14 protein-coding genes and 2 pseudogenes are annotated in these 17,998 nt (G+C 38.3%); 4 read left to right on the top strand and 12 right to left on the bottom strand.

The window, feature by feature from the left end:
• Positions 1 to 131: 131 nt before the first annotated feature.
• Positions 132 to 1,607, bottom strand: coding sequence for an NAD(P)/FAD-dependent oxidoreductase (locus tag ACOWPH_RS12355; RefSeq protein WP_015215683.1), 1,476 nt, complete (start codon positions 1,605 to 1,607; stop codon positions 132 to 134).
• A gap of 626 nt (positions 1,608 to 2,233) precedes the next feature.
• Complete coding sequence (locus ACOWPH_RS12360; protein ID WP_015215684.1) at positions 2,234 to 3,217, bottom strand: glycosyltransferase family 2 protein; 984 nt, start codon at positions 3,215 to 3,217, stop codon at positions 2,234 to 2,236.
• A gap of 559 nt (positions 3,218 to 3,776) precedes the next feature.
• Between ACOWPH_RS12360 and ACOWPH_RS12365 the strand changes: the two are divergent.
• A pseudogene (locus ACOWPH_RS12365) lies at positions 3,777 to 3,992 on the top strand (hypothetical protein); the annotation flags it as partial.
• 194 nt (positions 3,993 to 4,186) lie between these two features.
• Complete coding sequence (locus ACOWPH_RS12370; protein WP_015215685.1) at positions 4,187 to 5,176, top strand: PRC-barrel domain-containing protein; 990 nt, start codon at positions 4,187 to 4,189, stop codon at positions 5,174 to 5,176.
• A gap of 177 nt (positions 5,177 to 5,353) precedes the next feature.
• Here ACOWPH_RS12370 and ACOWPH_RS12375 read toward each other — a convergent pair whose 3' ends face one another.
• The 6 genes from ACOWPH_RS12375 to ACOWPH_RS12400 all read right to left on the bottom strand — a co-directional run bounded on the left by ACOWPH_RS12375 (position 5,354) and on the right by ACOWPH_RS12400 (position 11,435).
• Positions 5,354 to 6,106 carry a hypothetical protein gene (locus ACOWPH_RS12375; RefSeq protein WP_250855211.1) on the bottom strand — a complete coding sequence of 251 codons (753 nt, stop codon included), beginning with the start codon at positions 6,104 to 6,106 and terminating at the stop codon, positions 5,354 to 5,356.
• A gap of 73 nt (positions 6,107 to 6,179) precedes the next feature.
• On the bottom strand, positions 6,180 to 6,749 hold the full coding sequence (locus tag ACOWPH_RS12380) for a hypothetical protein (protein WP_015215687.1): 570 nt from the start codon (positions 6,747 to 6,749) through the stop codon (positions 6,180 to 6,182).
• Positions 6,750 to 6,793: 44 nt separating this feature from the next.
• Positions 6,794 to 8,398 carry a tetratricopeptide repeat protein gene (locus ACOWPH_RS12385; protein ID WP_015215688.1) on the bottom strand — a complete coding sequence of 535 codons (1,605 nt, stop codon included), beginning with the start codon at positions 8,396 to 8,398 and terminating at the stop codon, positions 6,794 to 6,796.
• 108 nt (positions 8,399 to 8,506) lie between these two features.
• Positions 8,507 to 9,259, bottom strand: a complete 753-nt coding sequence (locus ACOWPH_RS12390; protein ID WP_015215689.1) for an MBL fold metallo-hydrolase — start codon at positions 9,257 to 9,259, stop codon at positions 8,507 to 8,509.
• 66 nt (positions 9,260 to 9,325) lie between these two features.
• Positions 9,326 to 10,096: a circadian clock KaiB family protein gene (locus tag ACOWPH_RS12395; protein ID WP_015215690.1), complete on the bottom strand. Its 771-nt coding sequence runs from the start codon at positions 10,094 to 10,096 to the stop codon at positions 9,326 to 9,328.
• A gap of 88 nt (positions 10,097 to 10,184) precedes the next feature.
• Entirely contained in the window at positions 10,185 to 11,435 is a 1,251-nt protein-coding gene (locus ACOWPH_RS12400) for a type IV pilus twitching motility protein PilT (protein WP_015215691.1), read from the bottom strand.
• Between the two features lie 765 nt (positions 11,436 to 12,200).
• On the opposite strand from ACOWPH_RS12400, the gene ACOWPH_RS12405 reads away from it, so the two are divergent.
• Positions 12,201 to 12,572, top strand: coding sequence for a hypothetical protein (locus tag ACOWPH_RS12405; RefSeq protein ID WP_015215692.1), 372 nt, complete (start codon positions 12,201 to 12,203; stop codon positions 12,570 to 12,572).
• Between the two features lie 328 nt (positions 12,573 to 12,900).
• Here the strand turns inward: ACOWPH_RS12405 and ACOWPH_RS12410 are convergent.
• A pseudogene (locus ACOWPH_RS12410) lies at positions 12,901 to 13,486 on the bottom strand (YdeI/OmpD-associated family protein).
• A gap of 576 nt (positions 13,487 to 14,062) precedes the next feature.
• On the opposite strand from ACOWPH_RS12410, the gene wecB reads away from it, so the two are divergent.
• Complete coding sequence (gene wecB / locus ACOWPH_RS12415) at positions 14,063 to 15,172, top strand: non-hydrolyzing UDP-N-acetylglucosamine 2-epimerase (protein ID WP_015215694.1); 1,110 nt, start codon at positions 14,063 to 14,065, stop codon at positions 15,170 to 15,172.
• A gap of 62 nt (positions 15,173 to 15,234) precedes the next feature.
• On the opposite strand, the gene ACOWPH_RS12420 is transcribed toward wecB, so the two are convergent.
• The 3 genes from ACOWPH_RS12420 to ACOWPH_RS12430 all read right to left on the bottom strand — a co-directional run bounded on the left by ACOWPH_RS12420 (position 15,235) and on the right by ACOWPH_RS12430 (position 17,652).
• Positions 15,235 to 15,837: a peptidoglycan-binding domain-containing protein gene (locus ACOWPH_RS12420; RefSeq protein WP_015215695.1), complete on the bottom strand. Its 603-nt coding sequence runs from the start codon at positions 15,835 to 15,837 to the stop codon at positions 15,235 to 15,237.
• Positions 15,838 to 16,027: 190 nt separating this feature from the next.
• Positions 16,028 to 16,882 carry a M23 family metallopeptidase gene (locus ACOWPH_RS12425; RefSeq protein WP_015215696.1) on the bottom strand — a complete coding sequence of 285 codons (855 nt, stop codon included), beginning with the start codon at positions 16,880 to 16,882 and terminating at the stop codon, positions 16,028 to 16,030.
• Between the two features lie 278 nt (positions 16,883 to 17,160).
• The gene (locus ACOWPH_RS12430; protein ID WP_015215697.1) at positions 17,161 to 17,652 is read right to left on the bottom strand and encodes a DUF6174 domain-containing protein; all 492 of its coding nucleotides are present in this window, start codon (positions 17,650 to 17,652) and stop codon (positions 17,161 to 17,163) included.
• Between the last annotated feature and the right edge of the window lie 346 nt (positions 17,653 to 17,998).

Here is a 17,998-nt window from a genome sequence, read left to right on the forward strand (position 1 = left end):
ATAGCAAGGATTCAGACGTTTTCATCTTAGAAATTTTATATGCTTCTGTTTCTGTTCATTCTTTGTATTTCAATACTTCAGGTACATAGCTGACGGCTGACGGCTGAATGCTTACGGAAAATGAATAATAATTATCTAGAAATTACAGGCTCTTTTTTGTGTGTAACCATAAATTCTTCATGGTAGGATCGCTCTGTATTGACTGTCCAAAGATTATGATTTGCCCCCATAATATTCTCTGCTGCTAATAATGCAGACAACATTGAGTGATCTTGATTGTTATAACGGTGCATACCATTACGTCCCACAGATTGTAAATTCTCAAAACTATCTACATAGTCTTGAATAAGCTTTAAATTTTGTTGGTATTCACAATCATAGACAGGATAAGCTTTTTTTTCACGGATGACTGTCCCATCTTCAACTTTTTGGATGTTATCTAATAAGCCTAAATTGACAATTTCTTCACTGGCTAATCTAATTAAATCTTGATTGTCCATTGACCATAAATCATCTCCCTCACTACAGAAATATTCCATTCCTAAACAAGTTTTGCGGGTATCTGCTACCATCTGTGGACTCCAATTTTTAAAATTCTGAATGCGTCCGACTTTAAATTCTGGACTGTGAATATAAATCCAATTGTCTGGAAAAAGGTGTTCTTGGTTAATCACTATGGGAACTATCAGAAAATCCCGATATTTTAGCCTACGGCAGGCTTTCAAAACATTGTCAGGAGGTAAGGGATCTAAACGGTGCATCAATGCTGTAATAGGCATGGTATTAATGAAATGATCTCCGGTAATTTCAAAGATTTGATTGCCTTTTTGAGCAATGATACGGGTAATACGTTTTTGTTGTCGTTCTACTCTGATTACTTCCGTATTTAATAATACTGGAGAGCCTTGAACATTTAATTTCTCTTGAAATCGTTCCCACATCATCCCTGGTCCTAAAATGGGATAATCAAATTCCTTAATCAATGTTTTGGTGCTATTACTACTAAATAAAGCGTTAATGACTGCTTTGTTCAGACATAATCCCCTAATTCGTTGTGCAGCCCAATCTGCTTTAATTTCTATACAGCTAATTCCCCAAATTTTCTCTGTATAGCTTTTAAAGAAAGTTTGATACAAGCGTTCGCCAAAACGGTTTGTTACCCATTGCTCAAAATTTTCTTCTACTGGTAAAGGACTGATTTTGATTTTTAAATAACTAAAAATAATTAAGAAACTCTGCAAAACTCCCAAGTTACTGACAGTGTTAAATAGTTCTATAGGATAATTAAAAAATTTACCATTATAGTAAATGCGAGATAAACGCTTAACTTTAATAAATTCGTCTCCTAAAACTTCGTTCCATAGATGTTGGACTTGGGGAACTTTGGTAAAAAAGCGATGTCCTCCAATATCGAAGCGATAGCCTTTGTAGGTTTCAGTCCGAGAGATTCCCCCCACGCGATCGCTTTTTTCCAACACTACAGAATGTAAGCCATGTTTAGCCAACTTATAAGCAGCAGTTAATCCAGCCGGTCCCCCACCAATGATTACACTCAAGGGGAAATTACGATTGTTATGCTCAAGATTATTAATCTTATTGCGTTTCATTATTTTTTGGTTTTTTCAATTAATACATCACAGCCTCATCCTCCTGACCGATCAATTTATTCTGATTAGATTGTCAGCCCTGAGTAAGCATGAAAAAATTACGTTTTAACTATCTAGAGGTTGTTGTTTAAGACAACCAGTAAGGTAGAAAATCCGTTAAGAATAATCACTACACCAGTTACCAAATCGTGTTGGTAAGCTGTTGTGCAGCAAGATAGTTAAGTATTTTGGTTTTCAGCACATAGTATGCTTAACTATTAATTAAACATCAAAAATGCGCTTAGAAATAAAAGCAAAAGCCATGCTCTATGAAAGACACCTAAAGAGTTAGTGTTTCATAGTTTTGGTGAAGGCAATTTAGCATAATTATGTAATGAAGATCCAGTATTTTTATTTGCTGTTGGTTATTTGGTTGTTGACTGAAGTTTCACCTATTGAATTTATGGATAGAGATCAACATACCATAGAATTATTTATCAAAAAAAATATTTATCAAAAAAACAACAACTGGATATCTTTATCAAAATTTCAGAATAATTACTGATAAATATATACAGCCAATAGCTATCTTCATCAAAATTTCAGAATAATTACTGAGCAAGATATACAGCTAATAGCAATACTCATCAAAATTTTACATAAATCATGCCCATGATAAAAGCTAACCCGCTGTAAAAATAGTAAAACCAGTGCCAAGGTAAAACCTTGAAGGTAAATATAATGCCTCGCTTGTAGAGAAAAAAGCGGTAGATTGACAAGTTAATAATTATCAGTAATAAACTAATTATCATACTGAAAATTAGTAGCGGATGTAGCCAAAAACTAGCAAATAAAGTTAGTAATAAAGAGTAAACTAAAATTACACTTACCCGACTAGACCAAGCAAGATTCAAATCAGAGCGCATTTCTCCTTGACGGAGTATTAATTGAGTCCAAGGTAAAGCGCGATCGCATACATCAGCTTTAACCAGAGAAACTATTCCCCATTGTTTCAAATGTTTAACTTGCAAAGCCTTGTCGAGTCGAATTTTATAACCTGCGGCTTTGAGTCGATAACCTAATTCAATATCTTCCACACAAGGACGGCGATAATTTTCATCAAAACCCCCCATAGCCAAAAAGATATCACGACGAATCGCACCGCAAGCACCCCAAAACGTAAAAGCATCCTCATTAGCATTTTGATGGGTATAGTGATGTAAAAGATTTTTATATTGAGATAGAAAATTACTGGCTCCTGGAGTATCATCGTATGAACCAATCACAGCGGCTAGACTTGCATCTTCTGTAAACGCTAATCTGACCCGATTGATGGTATCTGGAGCGATCGCCACATCAGCATCTACAAAAAACAGAATTTCTCCTTCAGCCGCAACAACACCTACATTTCTCGCTTGTGCCGGTCCACTATTCTCCTTCAGTCTAATGACTTTTGCACCCCAGTCTGCTGCTACCTGCCAAGAATCATCCTTATCCCCATCAGCCACCACAATCACCTCTGTGGGCTTTAGTATAGATGCGCTAATACGTAACAAGCACTGGCGGAAACTCTCGCCACCATTATAAACCGGAATAATGACTGAAATTGATAGCTCTTTTGGCAAATTCATGATTTCCACCCTAACGGCATTAAGTTTTATATTAAGTTTTATTGGTTCTTCTGTTCTTTTTATGGAAAACCTGGTTCAAAACCATTGAAAGCCTTATAGTGTAGGCATTTAACTGAAAATATGGGCATAATTGTTTATAACTCTTGCCCCGTAAGGGTTTTGTTATAATCAATCCCCAATCATCATCAAAGAGACGCAAGAACCGTTTTATTTTCTCCCTGCAACGCTATCGCCTTGCGTTAGTAAGTGCCATAATTGAGTCATTGCAAAATCATCCAGGCTGTGTGACAGCAACAACGCTGAAAGATATTTTCTATATTTCTCGCAAACATACTCTCAGCATTGAGCAAGCAGTCTGTGGTCATTTGTCCCGTTAACCGAGCCGTTTTAGAATCAGCGTTCAAATCTGGTTTCTAGGAATCACTTGTAGGTTATATTACAAACCAAGAATGTGCCGTCTGGTCGCCCTACAATTGCTTTGAAACTGCCGATGTTTTAATGAATCTTCTGGCGACAAAACAACGAAAACAGAATGCTCGACGCTTAAATGCACCTAAGACCATTCTATACCTTTGACGAAGTATATATGTCTTTAGATGGGGCAAACGTCGAACGATTAGCTAGAATGATTAAGTAACAGGCGCAACAAGCACAGTTTATTATTGTGAGATCGCATCGTCCGATGATAGAATCAGCCGAATGCACAATAGGCGTAACTCAAGCACGGGGAGCCTACACTCAAATATTGGGTATTAAATTCCAATCTTCCATTTAGGTGACGGGGAACAGGGAGACCAGGGAAAGATGATTTTTACCAATCACCAATCACCCATTACCAATCACCCATTACCAATTACCCATAATCAGCCTAAAATAGGTAATTAGCAACTTGAGTTAATATAAAAGCTTGAGTTTCTGTTAAAAATAGTGTATACATAAACCGGATTCGAGATCAGGACTCGGTATAGAATGACCTCTGAACAAGTAATTAGGCGTTCCGACATATTAAACACCCAGGTGATTACCCGCGACAACGGTAAGCGGCTAGGCATCATCAGTCAAGTCTGGGTTGATATTGATCAGCGAGAGGTTGTGGCTCTTGGTTTACGAGACAGCCTGATCTCTATTTCTGGTCTGCCACGATATATGTATCTCAACAGCATCAACCAAATTGGTGATGTCATCTTAGTTGATAACGAAGATGTGATTGAAGATATTGAAGTAGAAGCCCTCAGCAACTTGATGAACTGGGAAGTCATCACCGAAACTGGGGAAGTATTGGGCAAAGTGAGGGGATTTAAGTTCAATGGAGAAACAGGCAAAATTTACTCCGTAGTTATCGCTTCCTTGGGAGTACCCCAAATACCTGACCAGTTTTTGAGTACCTACGAAATATCGGTAGATGAAATAGTCAGCACTGGCCCTAGTCGCTTGATTGTTTTTGAAGGTGCTGAAGAAAGAGTTAACCAATTAACAGTTGGGGTATTAGAACGGTTGGGTATTGGTAAAGCACCTTGGGAAAGAGATGCAGAAGAAGAATATGGCTATTCTGCTCCTCGCACAGTTTCTCCAGCTAATCAATTACCCAGCGGAGTACCATTACAGCCACCTAGACCAAAAGTTCGTACTCCTGAACCCATAGCACGGGAAGAGGAAGAATGGAGTGAGGATTATCTTGAAGAAGAACGTCCCCAACGTCGCGTTATGCAAGCGCGTTCTTATGAATCCATTCAATATGAAGAAGACGAAGAAGATAACTGGAGTGAGGCATCAGGTACAGATAGGTATGAAACACCACCAAGATACGCGCCCCAACCCTCTAACAAATCATACGTGGACGACTACGACGATTATGACGATGTAGAGGGTGACGCTTGGGAAGATGCACCAAAACCAGTCAATATTCCCAAAAAAGTGAAAGAAAGACAGCCTGAATACGAAGAAGAAGGTGGTTATTAACCCTACTAAACCAGTATCAGGGGGTTAATGCCTGCCAGATAACACTAGTACAGTATGGCGTAAATGCGTCTACCTGTTGCAAGAGTCCCAAAGCACTGATTTTTTACCAACTTTGGTGTTGGGTTTTGTTGCTCTAACCTGTACTAGTGCAGAACTATGATTGACTAAACCTCTAAATTAAGTACAACCTATGGCTGAAGCCGAACTAACAGTTTTTAAGTCTCCAGCGAATACAGCGGTGTATTTAAAAGGTGATGAACCAGAACAAGCCATAGAACTTTTATTAGGACGACGGGGACTCCACCAGGAATCTGACTGTACAGTTAAATTTGTGCCATTCAATGACAGTCCCTTAACAACTAAAGTATTACTTTTCCCATCACTTGTCTTTCTGGCAGATAAAAATGTAGCGTAATTAACATTGCCATTTGCAGGGTCAATCCGGGCTATGATTGCTACTTTTGCACCCCCACCACTGCCATAGCTAGATAGCCAACGTCCAGTAGCAAAGCGCCGAAAATCATTACCTGTTTGGGAGCCAGTAGAGGAAAAAACGCCGTATAAAGTACTTCCTCCATCCCAAAGTAGTCCATACCCGCTACCATCATCACCAGTTGTTTCGTAGTCGCTGCGACACCATTTCTTCACACCATTATCAAAACGGATGATGCGGGGGTCTTTGTTAGTAGATGATACTTGCTGATAACCAATGTAAATTGTGTTTTTGCCAACAGTTACTTTTGGCCCATTTTTAGCTTTGATTGTCGCTTCAGTGTCGTTGCAAGTAAAGGTAACACTATTACCGACAGACGAAACTGGGGTTGCGGCTAAAGCGGGAGCATCTATGGCTGTAATTCCTAAATTAGCAGCTAATATGGCTGATAAAACTGGAAATTGCAGATACTTTGTGACTTGGCGGCTAGAAATCATTGCTTTATACATTGGACTACAATTTCATTTTCTATATTGCCATATATAGTTTGTATGAAGTTTAGCTTTTGGACTACTGTGTAATTACTGACCTTGCCATTTTGACCAAATCAGCCTGCTTACCTGCTTTTAATCCAATCCTATACTGCACAGCCTTTTTTCGCCAAGTTAAAGTAGCGTCAGAGCAATTAGCACCACACTGAAAGTCTACAAAATACCCAGACATACCTTTAGCTAAAGATATAGCCTTACCAGTCAATTTAGGTGTTTTGCTAGTTACAGCCTCACCAGTAATAATACTCAGGCGGCAAGCTGTACCACCATTACAATCTGGACTAAAACTCAGTAAAATCTCGTATTTATTTTTTGTCGCAGTTTCGATTATGGCGTAGAGAGGATTTTCTCCATCTGATTCAGGAATATACTTAGGTAATAAAATGTTAATTTGAATATTTTTCTTTAATTTGGGCAGAATCGATTTAAAAACTGGGTGTGGTTGAGAAGTTTTATTATTAATTTGCTGTTTTGCTAATATCTGAGGTGGATTTGCGACAGATATTAGAGCAAAGTTAGGAGAGATACTGCCACTAACCAGCAAAAATGATGCAGACAAAACACTGGTATTTATTGTTGTGAGAATCATATCAAGAAAACAACTTTACGAAATAAAATACATTTTACTATTTATTAGAAATTTAAAATATCTAATGATTTTTCTATTTCTAAATCTAAAATTCGAGCTTGCGTTTCTTTGTGTTCTTCTAGTTTTCCATGTTGCCAATATAAATCTGCTGCTTGCTGAAAATCCTCAATCGCTCCCTGTTTATCTCCTATAATTAACCGAACATTACCCCGATTATAATAAGCATCGGTATAATTAGATTTTACTTTAATTACTTTGCTAAAATCATCTATTGCTGCTTCGTAGTTTCCTAAATCAGAATGAGCATTACCCCGATTATAATAGGCATCGGCATAATTAGGATTTATTTGAATTGCTTGATTATAATCTTCAATTGCTCCTTCATAGTTTCCACATTCCAAACGAGTATTACCTCTGTTTTTATAAGCAACTGCGTCATCAGGAGCAATCTTGATTTCTGGGACTAATTTCTGTTGATCATCTAGCAGATAACGAGTAATTTCTCTGTTTTTTTGAGTAATAGCATCAAGAGGATTGATTTTAATTGCCTGATTGTAATCTTCAATTGCTCCTTGATGATCTCCAATGTGAGAACGAGCTTCAGCACGGTTTCTGTAATTAACTGCAACATCAGGATTAATTCTAATTGCTTGATTATAATCTTCGATTGCGGTCTGATAATTACCTAATTGATAATGAGCTAAACCCCTTTTATTATAAGCTTGGCTATAATTAATATTAATATTAATTGCCTGACTATAATCTATAATTGCTTTTTTATAATCACCTAATTGATGATAAACTAAACCTAATTTATAATAAATATTGGCATCTTGATGTTTATCTTGTAGTGCTTGATTGTAGTTATTGATTGCTGCTGCATAATCACCTTTTTGGAAATATTTATCACCTAATTTTTCATAAATAAGAGTTGAATTTAGTGCTGGATATTTATCTAATTCTGAATAAACATGAGATTTAATTAATTCATTTTTAGATGTTTTAAATTGGTTAATAGATGATTGTTGTTGATGTGAATTATTGGTGGAATTTTGTGACTGTTCTAGATAACACAATAAACCACCACCATATAATAACTGATTTATCCCAAAAGAAATTTTACCAGTTTTCAATTTAATCATTTTTGTAGGTAGAAACCCAGCTAAAAAAAGATGATATTCAGATTGAGCTTCATTAACTTCTTCTTGAATTAAAATACAAACAATAACCGTGTTTTTTTCAACTTCTTCACAACTAACTGTCCATCTAACTTTATCAATAGTACCATGACGAGATTTAACTTCTACGCCAATGGTGGGGTGAGCGGTGAGAGTAAAATCACTTTTACCATCACCACCAAAGCGTTTTTCATAATCGACTTCAGTAATAAAATTAGATAAACGTTCTTTGACTAATTCTTCACCTAATTTGCCTTTGAGATTATTAATAAAAACGTCACGAACGGGGGAAGTCCGTTTATATTTTTCTGCCATTAACCAGCAGAATTCCCGTAGTGCTTTTAATCTCTCACCAGAGATGATAGTTATTTCACTATGTTGACCTTCTGTTTGACAATGAAGTAGACAACCAGATTTTAATCTTTGAAGAAAGTCAGATTGTAGTGATCGCAGTAAGGTAATCCAATCCATTTATTATATTTCTGCGGTCTTTTGATTGACTTATTTTAATCAAAAATCTGGTTTGAGTAAATATAGTAGTGGCGTGTTGCAATATGCTACTACATTTTTAATATCTCCTCAAAAAGCAATCTGTTCCCCAGGGTTAGGTGCAATTACTCGTGTTGATAAATTGTTTTTATCTAATAATGCCTGAAATTCTTCCACACTTCCCTGAGTTTGGATAAATTTGTTTAATAATCCCTCAAATATAACATCTCCTCCTGCTGCTGTAGGTAGCATAATTTGAGGTTGTAACCATTTGGCGACTTCTAAGGCGCTATTCATCCCTTTAATAATTGGCCCTAGTATAGGCAAACTCAAATCAATCATTGGTGTAATCACCACATCAATTGGTGCAAACTCTTTAAGTTGTGGAGAATGATATCCATGTGGTTCGTAATAGAGCTTTAATCCGCTGGCTAATTCCTTGAGAAAATAAGCGTTTTCTAAAATAGTTGGGCCAATTGGAGAACCGGGAAGAGATTTAATTTCTACTTGATTATTCAAGGTGAATGTTTCACCATGATTGAGAGTTATGACTTGGGTATAACCCAACTGCGTTACTACTTTTGCTGCATTAGGAGAAGCTACAACTTGAATATTTTTGTCAAGCTGTTTGAGAGTTGGTAGATGAGCATGGTCTTCCAAACCCTGGGATAACAAAATCAAATTAATATTTTTTGGTATTGGTCTCTCTTGAGTCCGATAACCTTTAAATAACCAATCCAAATTGTTGAAGGTTAAAGAATCAACTAACCAAGGATCTATTAGTATCCGCTGTTCACCAATTTCTATCAACCAACTATTGCTGTCTAACCAAGTGAAGTACATATATATATGTGAAGGTAGTATTCAGTAATGCCTGTTTTTATTATCTTGTTTCTGCCTGCCGCTACCTCATGGATTTTCTTTTGCACCTAACATTTGTAATAGTTTATCAACATTATCCAATTCGCCAACAATGCGCCGAATTGGGTGAGGCCAAACCTTGACTAGGGTAGGAGTTGCAGAAACTTGATCGATTTCTGCTTGTTCTGGGTGGGTGAGAACATCAATTACTTTAAGGGTGTAAGGATAACCAAGCGATCGCTCTAATAATTCGTGTAAACTTTCTAAACTGCGTTCTGTAGCAACGCTATGACCAGCCACAAACAGACGCAAAACATAGCCTGGAGTGTTGATTATTGCCTGTTTTGGGTTCAAAATCTTTTGCTGGTATCTGGGAGCCATATCAGCACGGTCTAAGCGGACAATTAAGTCATGGTCTTCCCACAATTGGGGAAATGCAGATCGATAAGTTGTTAATACCATGCGATCGCACAATCCCTCCTGCCAAGGGGCCCTTTGCCATACTATATCCCCCGTACCAAAAATAGCTTTCAGCACCGATTGATGACGCATCACAGCCGGATACGCTTCGGCAAAAGTTTGCACCTGTTGCGTGCGTGGATTTAACCAATGATCAATAGTTGCTGTATAGCAAGGAACCAAAAAATGCGGCGGCTCTGATAAATCTAGGATTTCTTGTAAAGCCGCGCACAAATGCAAATGCCATCGACCCTGCTTACTAGGGTCAATACAGTAAATTAAATCTCCCCCAGGTGTAAACAGCGCAATACCTTTAAACAACTGGGGTGTAGATAGTTTGTCTGTAGTCAACTTGGTCACAGGTGTCTGGGGACTAGGGACTGGGGACTAGGGTCTAGGAATTGGGAAAAACTCTTACCAATAACCAATGACCAATGACCCATCCTTATTAAACACGTCCTCGGAGGAATTGCATCATTTCATTTGGAGTTGGTGACATTTCTATAGCAGTTTCTTCAGTAATACGACCTTCTTGGTAGAGATTGAATAAAGCCTGATTCATGGTAATCATGCCATCAAAACTGGCTTGCTTCATCAATTCACCAATTTCATCATACTTACCATCTTTAATCCACTCTTTTACAGCCTCAGTGTTAATCAGAATATCGTGGAAAGCAGCCCGCTTGCCATCAGTCGTGCGGCACAAACCTTGGGCAATAATTGCCACTAAAGACTCCGAAACCGCCACCCGCATTGCATCCTGCTCATCACCTGCATACAAATTGAGAATCCGTTCAATAGTTTTCACCGCACTATTGGTGTGCAATGTTCCCATTACCAAGTGACCAGTTTGAGCAGCTTTCAAGGCAGTATTAACAGTTTCCTTATCCCGCATTTCCCCCACTAGAATCAAATCTGGATCTTCTCGCAAAGCTGCTTTCAAGGCGTTGTCGAACTTGCGGGTATGCATTCCCACTTCCCGCTGCTTAATTAATGACTTACGGCTTTGGTGTACAAATTCAATTGGATCTTCAATAGTAATAATGTGCTTCGGCATCTCTCTGTTGATGTAATCAACCATTGCCGCCATTGTCGTAGATTTACCAGAACCAGTAGGCCCAGTCACCAAAATCAAACCTTTATGATAATGGCAAATATCCCGAAAAACTGGAGGTAATCTCAACTGATCCATGGATAATATTTTCAGCGGAATTAACCGCAGCACCATTGCATATCCTCGCAGGGAGTCAAAAACATTAATCCGTACCCTGGCAAATTCGTACTGAGTTGCACCATCAAATTCCAGATTGTCTTGAAATTTTTGGATTTCTGCATCTGTCATTATCTCCCGTAACCAACCGATAAAAGTAGGTTTATCAACTTCTGGATAATTCGTTGTTTGAATTTCTCCTTTGTTACGGAAACGGGGTATTTCACCCACACCTACGTGAACGTCAGAAAATCCCTGATCAAAAGCTTCCTGAATCAACTGTGCCAAAGTTAATCCCACAGGCTGTTTAGGAGTAGCTGGTGAAGCAGGTGTCATTGATGGTGGTGGTGTCACTGGACGTTGAGCCGCAGCTGGTAGTGGACTAACAGAGGAATTACTTGTCCTCTGTGTTGACACCTGCATTGTTTGTGTAGGCTCGTAATGTAGTGGAGGTGGTGGTGGTAGATTGCGGGATTGGGATTCCATCATATAAATCTTGTGTGGCTTTTGGGACGGAGAATGTTTTAGGGTTTTATACAAAAAATTTCAATTTTCTATCTGTTAATTAAGTCATTTCCACAAAAGTAATAAATACTTACATCTGTTTCCACACTTGAGGCAGATAGGAAGACGAGAGGAAATTAGGCACAACACTCAGTTTTAGGCTATCCACCTCCATCTGTGTTTTTTTTGCTGCTAATTTCAGGAGTTATCGGTTATATACAAATTCTTTTACCAATATAACCTGGTTTTACACCAGTTAATCTTCAGTACTATCGCGCAAATACTTGATTAATGTGTTGTGTCTAATAAGACTCAAATTGCGAATTACAAATATTTCACGGTGTTATATGAGAAATTTCTGACCTTTTTCTACCCAATTGAGTGACAAAGTCAGCAGCAGATAATTTTTTCAGCCCCGTCTGAGAATTATGAGAATCAATCCTAGTTTTTATAAGAAATGTTAAGCTCAATCGTCATCGGGATTTGGGGATCAATATATTACTCTTGTACCCATGAGGGTCTATTCCTGAAGGCATATAGCGGAACTGGTTTGATCACTAAAACCTAAATTGAACGTTACATTCATAATTACAAAAGATTAACTGTAAACTTTAGTAAAGAAATGCTCATCTTTTCATCAGGTTTCTATATACTGGATTTCACTGAATCATTTCAGTTAGCTCGTAAACAGCGAGAAGTAACTGAAGTCAAACTTTAAACTTTAGCTATGTAATTTTGGGAGGAAAAGTCATGGTTTTGGCTCAAAGCTCTAATCAAGGAAAGACCTACTCCTTGTTGATGATGAAAAGCTTTTTGATATGGACTTTCACATTGGCAGTGTGTTTGCTAGTTGTTGGTTTTCCATTAGTTGTGGTAATGGCTACGGTCGGATGCCTGTTGTCGATTGTGTTGCAATCTGTAATGCCTGTTAGTGCTGTTTTGTTGGTGGCAGGTGGTTTAATAATGTTTAATGTTATGGCAGTGTTGATCATGGCCGGTGTGCTGACTGCAAAAGGTGTTCATCCCAAAGAAGTCAGATGGTTAAGCTGGCTGCATGGTGAGGAAGACAAGGCGCAGACTACTGTTTTTGCAGCTTGTCCTTTAACTTGTGAACTCAAATAGTTAACACATTGTTAAATTCGACAAACAGTTCATCTGCCCGGTTAAGCCGGGTTTTTTCATGACTTCCTGACTATCAGAATCAGTAATTAGGGCTTGCTAAATAAATCTAAAACTTAGATATATCAAGAGTTTGAAGGTTAAAAAAGTGAATCAGGTGCAAGGAATAAGTGCTGAAACTACCAAAAACCTATCACTTGAGCAGATTCAAAACTCTTCTTCTAATTCTTCCTCCTGACTCCTGACTCCTAGCCTTCACAGATCACTTTTTCCGCAAACCCTAATTAGTCTTGTATTCCACCAAACCCTAACTAAGTGCAAGAAAGCCCCTTTATCGGCTCAATGGATTTCTGTTTTGTGCTGCTGAAATTATGGTTTGCTCAATTCTTTTCAATCTAGTCTCTGGACGTTTTGCACTGTCAATCCAAAATAGAATATTCTTCTTAGATGAATTACTAAACGCCTCAAAATTAAGATTGGCTGAAGAGTTTGCTTCTAGAGCTTGTTTCAAATCTATGGGAATTATCAATGCTTCGATCGCATCTAAGGCCGTTCCATGAGCCATTTTGTTTTGCAGCTTGAATTTTTCCCAGACCCACCTCGGTCATTAAGCCTTGTTCAATTAACTCTTCAATATATTGCTTATTTAATTTTGACCATACACTTTTCGGTTTTCGGGGTGTGAAAATTTGCTGATAACGCTCTGCATCCAATGATTTAACTTTACTATCAATCCAACCAAAGCAGAGAGCTTGTTTGACTGCTTCGCTATATCTAACGCTTGGTTTACCGCTTTTGACCTTGTAGTAAATCAACCATATACCAGGAGAGGTAAGATGATTCTTTGCTAACCACTCCCGCCATTCTTGCCGATCACTAGCATAAATAGTTTCCAATTGGTCTTCAAATTTTGGCATTCTCGAAGAGAGTAGGGGATTGTAAGGTTGAAAGCCCAATAAATAATTTTACAGCGATTTTTGGGTAAATGAACCACATTTTTCTGTCTCACGCAGAGGCGCAGAGGCACAGAGAGGAATCAAGAGCGTGGTCTAAATACATGATGCTGTAGTATGCAGTATTCACCCTGAGTTGAGATATGAACGAGAACATTAAATGATATGGGTGCGGCTGATTAGTTATAATTCCTGCATCTGTACAAAAATTCTGGTGTTGCTGATTGAAAATATGAATATAGCAATTCCCAAGCTCATGAAATACACCCCACCCGCGCTGTCGCGCACCCTCCCCTTGGTAAGGGGAGGGTTGGGGAGGGGTAATTTTGTATCTAACTAGAGTGGGAAAGGCTATATATCTCACGCAATCGCTTTTAAGGATCTGGTAAGAGTAGGCGCAAAAACGCAAGGAATCAAGATTTAGCTTTTTTGAAATTCATATCCAAATTCAGCAACGCCAAAATTCTTAATACCTTTGTGCTGCCTTAATTTAAGGATAAATATTTAACCGAACACGATATGACTAATGACTAATAACTCATGACTAATCAAAACCGAGTTGGCATTATTTTAGGTACTCGTCCCGAAGCAATTAAACTAGCACCAGTAATTCAGGTTTTCCAAGGTTGTCCAGATTTGGCAGTACAGGTAATTTTGACTGGACAGCATCGGGAAATGGTTGCACAGGTGATGCAGTTGTTCAACTTAAAGGCAGATCATAATTTAGAAATTATGCAGCCTAAACAATCTCTAAATGATATTACCTGTCGGAGTTTGCAAGGTTTAGAAGCTTTATTTAGAGAACAAAAGCTAGATTTAGTTATAGTCCAGGGCGATACGACAACAGCTTTTGCGGCAGCTTTGGCAGCTTTTTATCAAAAAATCCCTGTGGGTCATGTGGAAGCGGGGTTAAGAACTGATGATTTATTTAATCCTTACCCAGAAGAAGCTAATAGAAGGTTGATTTCGCAAATCACGCAGTTACATTTTGCTCCGACTTCTTTAGCAATGGAAAATTTGCAAGCTTCTGGGGTGTTGGGGAAAATTCACCTGACGGGTAATACGGTAATTGATGCGTTGTTGAATGTGGCTGCAACTAAACCTGTTTGTGATATACAGGGTTTAAATTGGGATAAATATAGGACTATACTGGCAACAGTGCATCGCCGGGAGAATTGGGGAGAACCACTGCAAGCGATCGCACAAAGTTTTTTACAGATTCTCGCAAAATTTCCTGATACAGCCTTATTATTGCCTTTACACAGGAATCCTACAGTTAGGGAACCATTGCAGCAACTGTTAGGGAATCATCCCCGCATATTCTTGACAGAACCTTTAGATTATGGTGAATTAGTAGGGGCAATAGTGCGATCGCACTTATTACTAACAGACTCCGGTGGTTTACAAGAAGAAGCACCCAGTCTCGGTAAACCCGTACTCGTTCTCAGAGACACCACAGAAAGACCAGAAGCCGTTACCGCTGGAACAGCCAAATTAGTAGGAACCGAAACAGAAAGTATTGTTGCTGCTGCAAGCGAGTTACTCAGTAACCCCGAAGCATACACAGCAATGGCTAATGCAATCAATCCTTTTGGTGATGGTCATGCAGCAGAACGCATTTTGGCAATAGTGCAGAATTATTTGGAGTAAAAATAAAAACTCAAAACCCCTCCAGCTTGTAAGGAGGGGTTTCAAAAGGATCTTTTGACGGGCTAACTAATACCCAAAGCGTTACGAGTTGCAGGCCCAACCACACCATCTACACGCAGACCATTTCTGCTTTGAAAATTGCGGACTTGTTGAGCAGTATTTGGGCCATAGACACCATCAACTCTTATTCCTAAAGCTCTTTGAACTGATCTCACCGCTTCACCCCTAGAGCCACGTCTTAACAAGACCCGACCACCAACACCAAGACCAGGACGATTAGGAGATGTTCCCCGATTCATACTAATCCATCTTTCAGAGACATAATATCCTTGGTAGCGTCCTGAAGTGATTTGAGCAAAACCATTTCTAACATTTCCCGTACTGCCAATATTTGTGCCATTAGGTACACAAGCTACAGATGAATTACCACCACTAGGCCCTCTCCGAATATATAAACAATTTCCATTAGTTCTCACATATTCTGCTGAAGCTTCTTGAACTTGGGATACAGCCGCAAGCAAAACAGTTATACCAGCTAAAGTTAACCAAGCAGAAGATTTCAGTAATTTTTGCCAATTAACTGGAAATTCGGGAAGATTCAATTCAATATTTACAGGTTCCTCTTCATTCGCCATATACATATACGAATAAGCCATATATTCCATGATGCCCTGCTCCTTGACGTGAATGGTTGGCTATTACTCAGATTTAATTTGCGTTTGTCTAGATTTAATTAATCTAGATGTATTTTATACTCTTTAATCGGCAGAAATTTTGGCTGCATATTCCGCCCTTTCAACTGTCACAAAGGGTATTTTTTTACGAAATCATGACTTACTCAACTGAATAGGAGCTTCAATTACCCACACTATCTGAAGTATTAAAATTATCAGATCGAATCGGACTTCCATACCGCCATACTTCTACCTTTTCAGGACTAATTAAGTACGAAAAAGTACCATTATCTGCTCGATATTTATTTTGGCCAACATTCCAAGCTACTATCTTGACAGGTTTACTTGCATCTTGTTTTGATTGACCAATGTAAAATAATTGACCCTTTTCTTGACAAACTTGAACACGAATCTTTTCTGTCTCACCTGCTATAACTGTCACACCGCTGCATTTATTATCAGTACTCACTGGTGTAAGAATTGGTTGTGAAGGTGAAACTGGTTTCTTTAATGGTATTTTTGCTGTAGTTGAAGATGGTAATAGGTGCAGAGGATCAACTGATATCCGACTGTCTGGATGAAATTCAAAGTGTAAATGAGGCGCTGTACTATTACCTGTAGACCCCATTTCGGCAATTATTTGGCCTTGATTAACTTGTTGACCCTTACTCACCAACAAACGACGATTGTGACCATAGACTGTCACACTATGATCAGGATGCTTAATTTCTATAAAATTACCTAAGCCCCAATCATCCCAACCAGCTTTAATAACTGTACCAGATGCAGCAGCGAAAATAGGAGTACCACTTGCTCCAGCAATATCAATTCCTTCATGTTGATATTTACGGAAACCTTGAGAAACAATTCCGTGAGTAGGCCAGATTAAAGTAGTCTCTATTGAAAAAGTTGGCTTAACGAGGGAGGCTTTGACTATTTGAGGGAATGCAGATGTCGTTGTACCTAAAATAGATGTGAAAGATATGATGCCAATTAAGGTATAACTACAGAACCGAGAAATAGTATTTTTTTTCATAAAAAACTCTTAAGTTCTTTATTTGCTGTTTCAGCATTACTCGGCTGACATCAGGAAAATTGCTACCATTAAATTAATAATGCACCGTTGACGTTTTAGTTGTGGCTGTCTGAGGGACTTGCACATTAAAAAAATCCCCAATTTGGAGGATGGGTTACGCTGCGTAACCCAGCATTATCCCCTGAATTTATGGCGGATTATGGACTGCTATCCTAGCCTACAAGGTTTTTGGTCACATCTTGAGAAAGTTCTATTATTGTGACAGAGGAATAGATGCGTTATTTAAGTACTTTAAAATTTTCAATTGTTAAATATAATTCTTCATCTGCCATCTGTTGGCTATAATCAACGTTAATTTGGGACGGGTAACCGAGTTTGGGGTCGTATTTCACTGTTAGACTATCTGCTTTGCGAGCGATCGCATCTTGAATTACACTAAACAGCTTAGGGACAGTATTATATTGTTGGAATAATTCTTTATCAACAGGTTTGCCAGTGGCTACAGAAATCACAGAAGTTGTCACACCATTACGGACTTCAACAATCACAGGGCCTCTAGCTTCAGGTGTGCAGAAGCAACTCCGCGTTAATTGATAGCGATATTTAGATATCTTTTGCTGTTTCCATAATTGCCTATTTTTTCTTAACTGTCCCAAATTGGAATCGGTGGGTCGTGCTTGTGCGATTTGAATAGGTGGTTGAGCAATTAATGGTGAATACAACCCCAAAGAAATTAGTAATCCTGCACCAATAGCAATAGGTAAGCGCATAAAAGTCTCCATCTTTTGTAATTAATAGTTGTTATTCCTGATATAGACTATAGACGAGCTTTAGGTGCAAAAGTTGCAGAAATTTTTCAGGGTTATCCTTTTTATGGCATGATTGGGATGAGGACGTTGAATCTATCTCTATACTCAAGCAACAAAATTACCTCAATAGTAAAGAGACGAAGCGAGAATATTCTACACATTTTCTATTATTAAAATGCAGTATGGGGTGAATTAGCTCATAATTCTACATATTCAAAATCATCTAAATATTGTTTTTTTTTGATGGAAGTATTGTCTTTTATTACAAAAAAGGGAACAGGGAACTCTTAACAGATAAGAAACTAAA

Origin of the sequence: Anabaena sp. PCC 7938, assembly GCF_049315035.1 — a bacterium.
Taxonomy (GTDB): domain Bacteria; phylum Cyanobacteriota; class Cyanobacteriia; order Cyanobacteriales; family Nostocaceae; genus Anabaena; species Anabaena cylindrica.

Coding starts and splice junctions, on each gene's coding strand:
- ACOWPH_RS12390 (WP_015215689.1), bottom strand. CDS start 9,259: ATGTACTTCACTTGGTTAGACAGCAATAGTTGGTTGATAGAAATTGGT.
- ACOWPH_RS12400 (WP_015215691.1), bottom strand. CDS start 11,435: ATGATGGAATCCCAATCCCGCAATCTACCACCACCACCTCCACTACAT.
- ACOWPH_RS12360 (WP_015215684.1), bottom strand. CDS start 3,217: ATGAATTTGCCAAAAGAGCTATCAATTTCAGTCATTATTCCGGTTTAT.
- ACOWPH_RS12385 (WP_015215688.1), bottom strand. CDS start 8,398: ATGGATTGGATTACCTTACTGCGATCACTACAATCTGACTTTCTTCAA.
- ACOWPH_RS12380 (WP_015215687.1), bottom strand. CDS start 6,749: ATGATTCTCACAACAATAAATACCAGTGTTTTGTCTGCATCATTTTTG.
- ACOWPH_RS12355 (WP_015215683.1), bottom strand. CDS start 1,607: ATGAAACGCAATAAGATTAATAATCTTGAGCATAACAATCGTAATTTC.
- ACOWPH_RS12370 (WP_015215685.1), top strand. CDS start 4,187: ATGACCTCTGAACAAGTAATTAGGCGTTCCGACATATTAAACACCCAG.
- ACOWPH_RS12430 (WP_015215697.1), bottom strand. CDS start 17,652: ATGCGCTTACCTATTGCTATTGGTGCAGGATTACTAATTTCTTTGGGG.
- ACOWPH_RS12405 (WP_015215692.1), top strand. CDS start 12,201: ATGGTTTTGGCTCAAAGCTCTAATCAAGGAAAGACCTACTCCTTGTTG.
- wecB (WP_015215694.1), top strand. CDS start 14,063: ATGACTAATCAAAACCGAGTTGGCATTATTTTAGGTACTCGTCCCGAA.
- ACOWPH_RS12375 (WP_250855211.1), bottom strand. CDS start 6,106: ATGATTTCTAGCCGCCAAGTCACAAAGTATCTGCAATTTCCAGTTTTA.
- ACOWPH_RS12425 (WP_015215696.1), bottom strand. CDS start 16,882: ATGAAAAAAAATACTATTTCTCGGTTCTGTAGTTATACCTTAATTGGC.
- ACOWPH_RS12420 (WP_015215695.1), bottom strand. CDS start 15,837: ATGGAATATATGGCTTATTCGTATATGTATATGGCGAATGAAGAGGAA.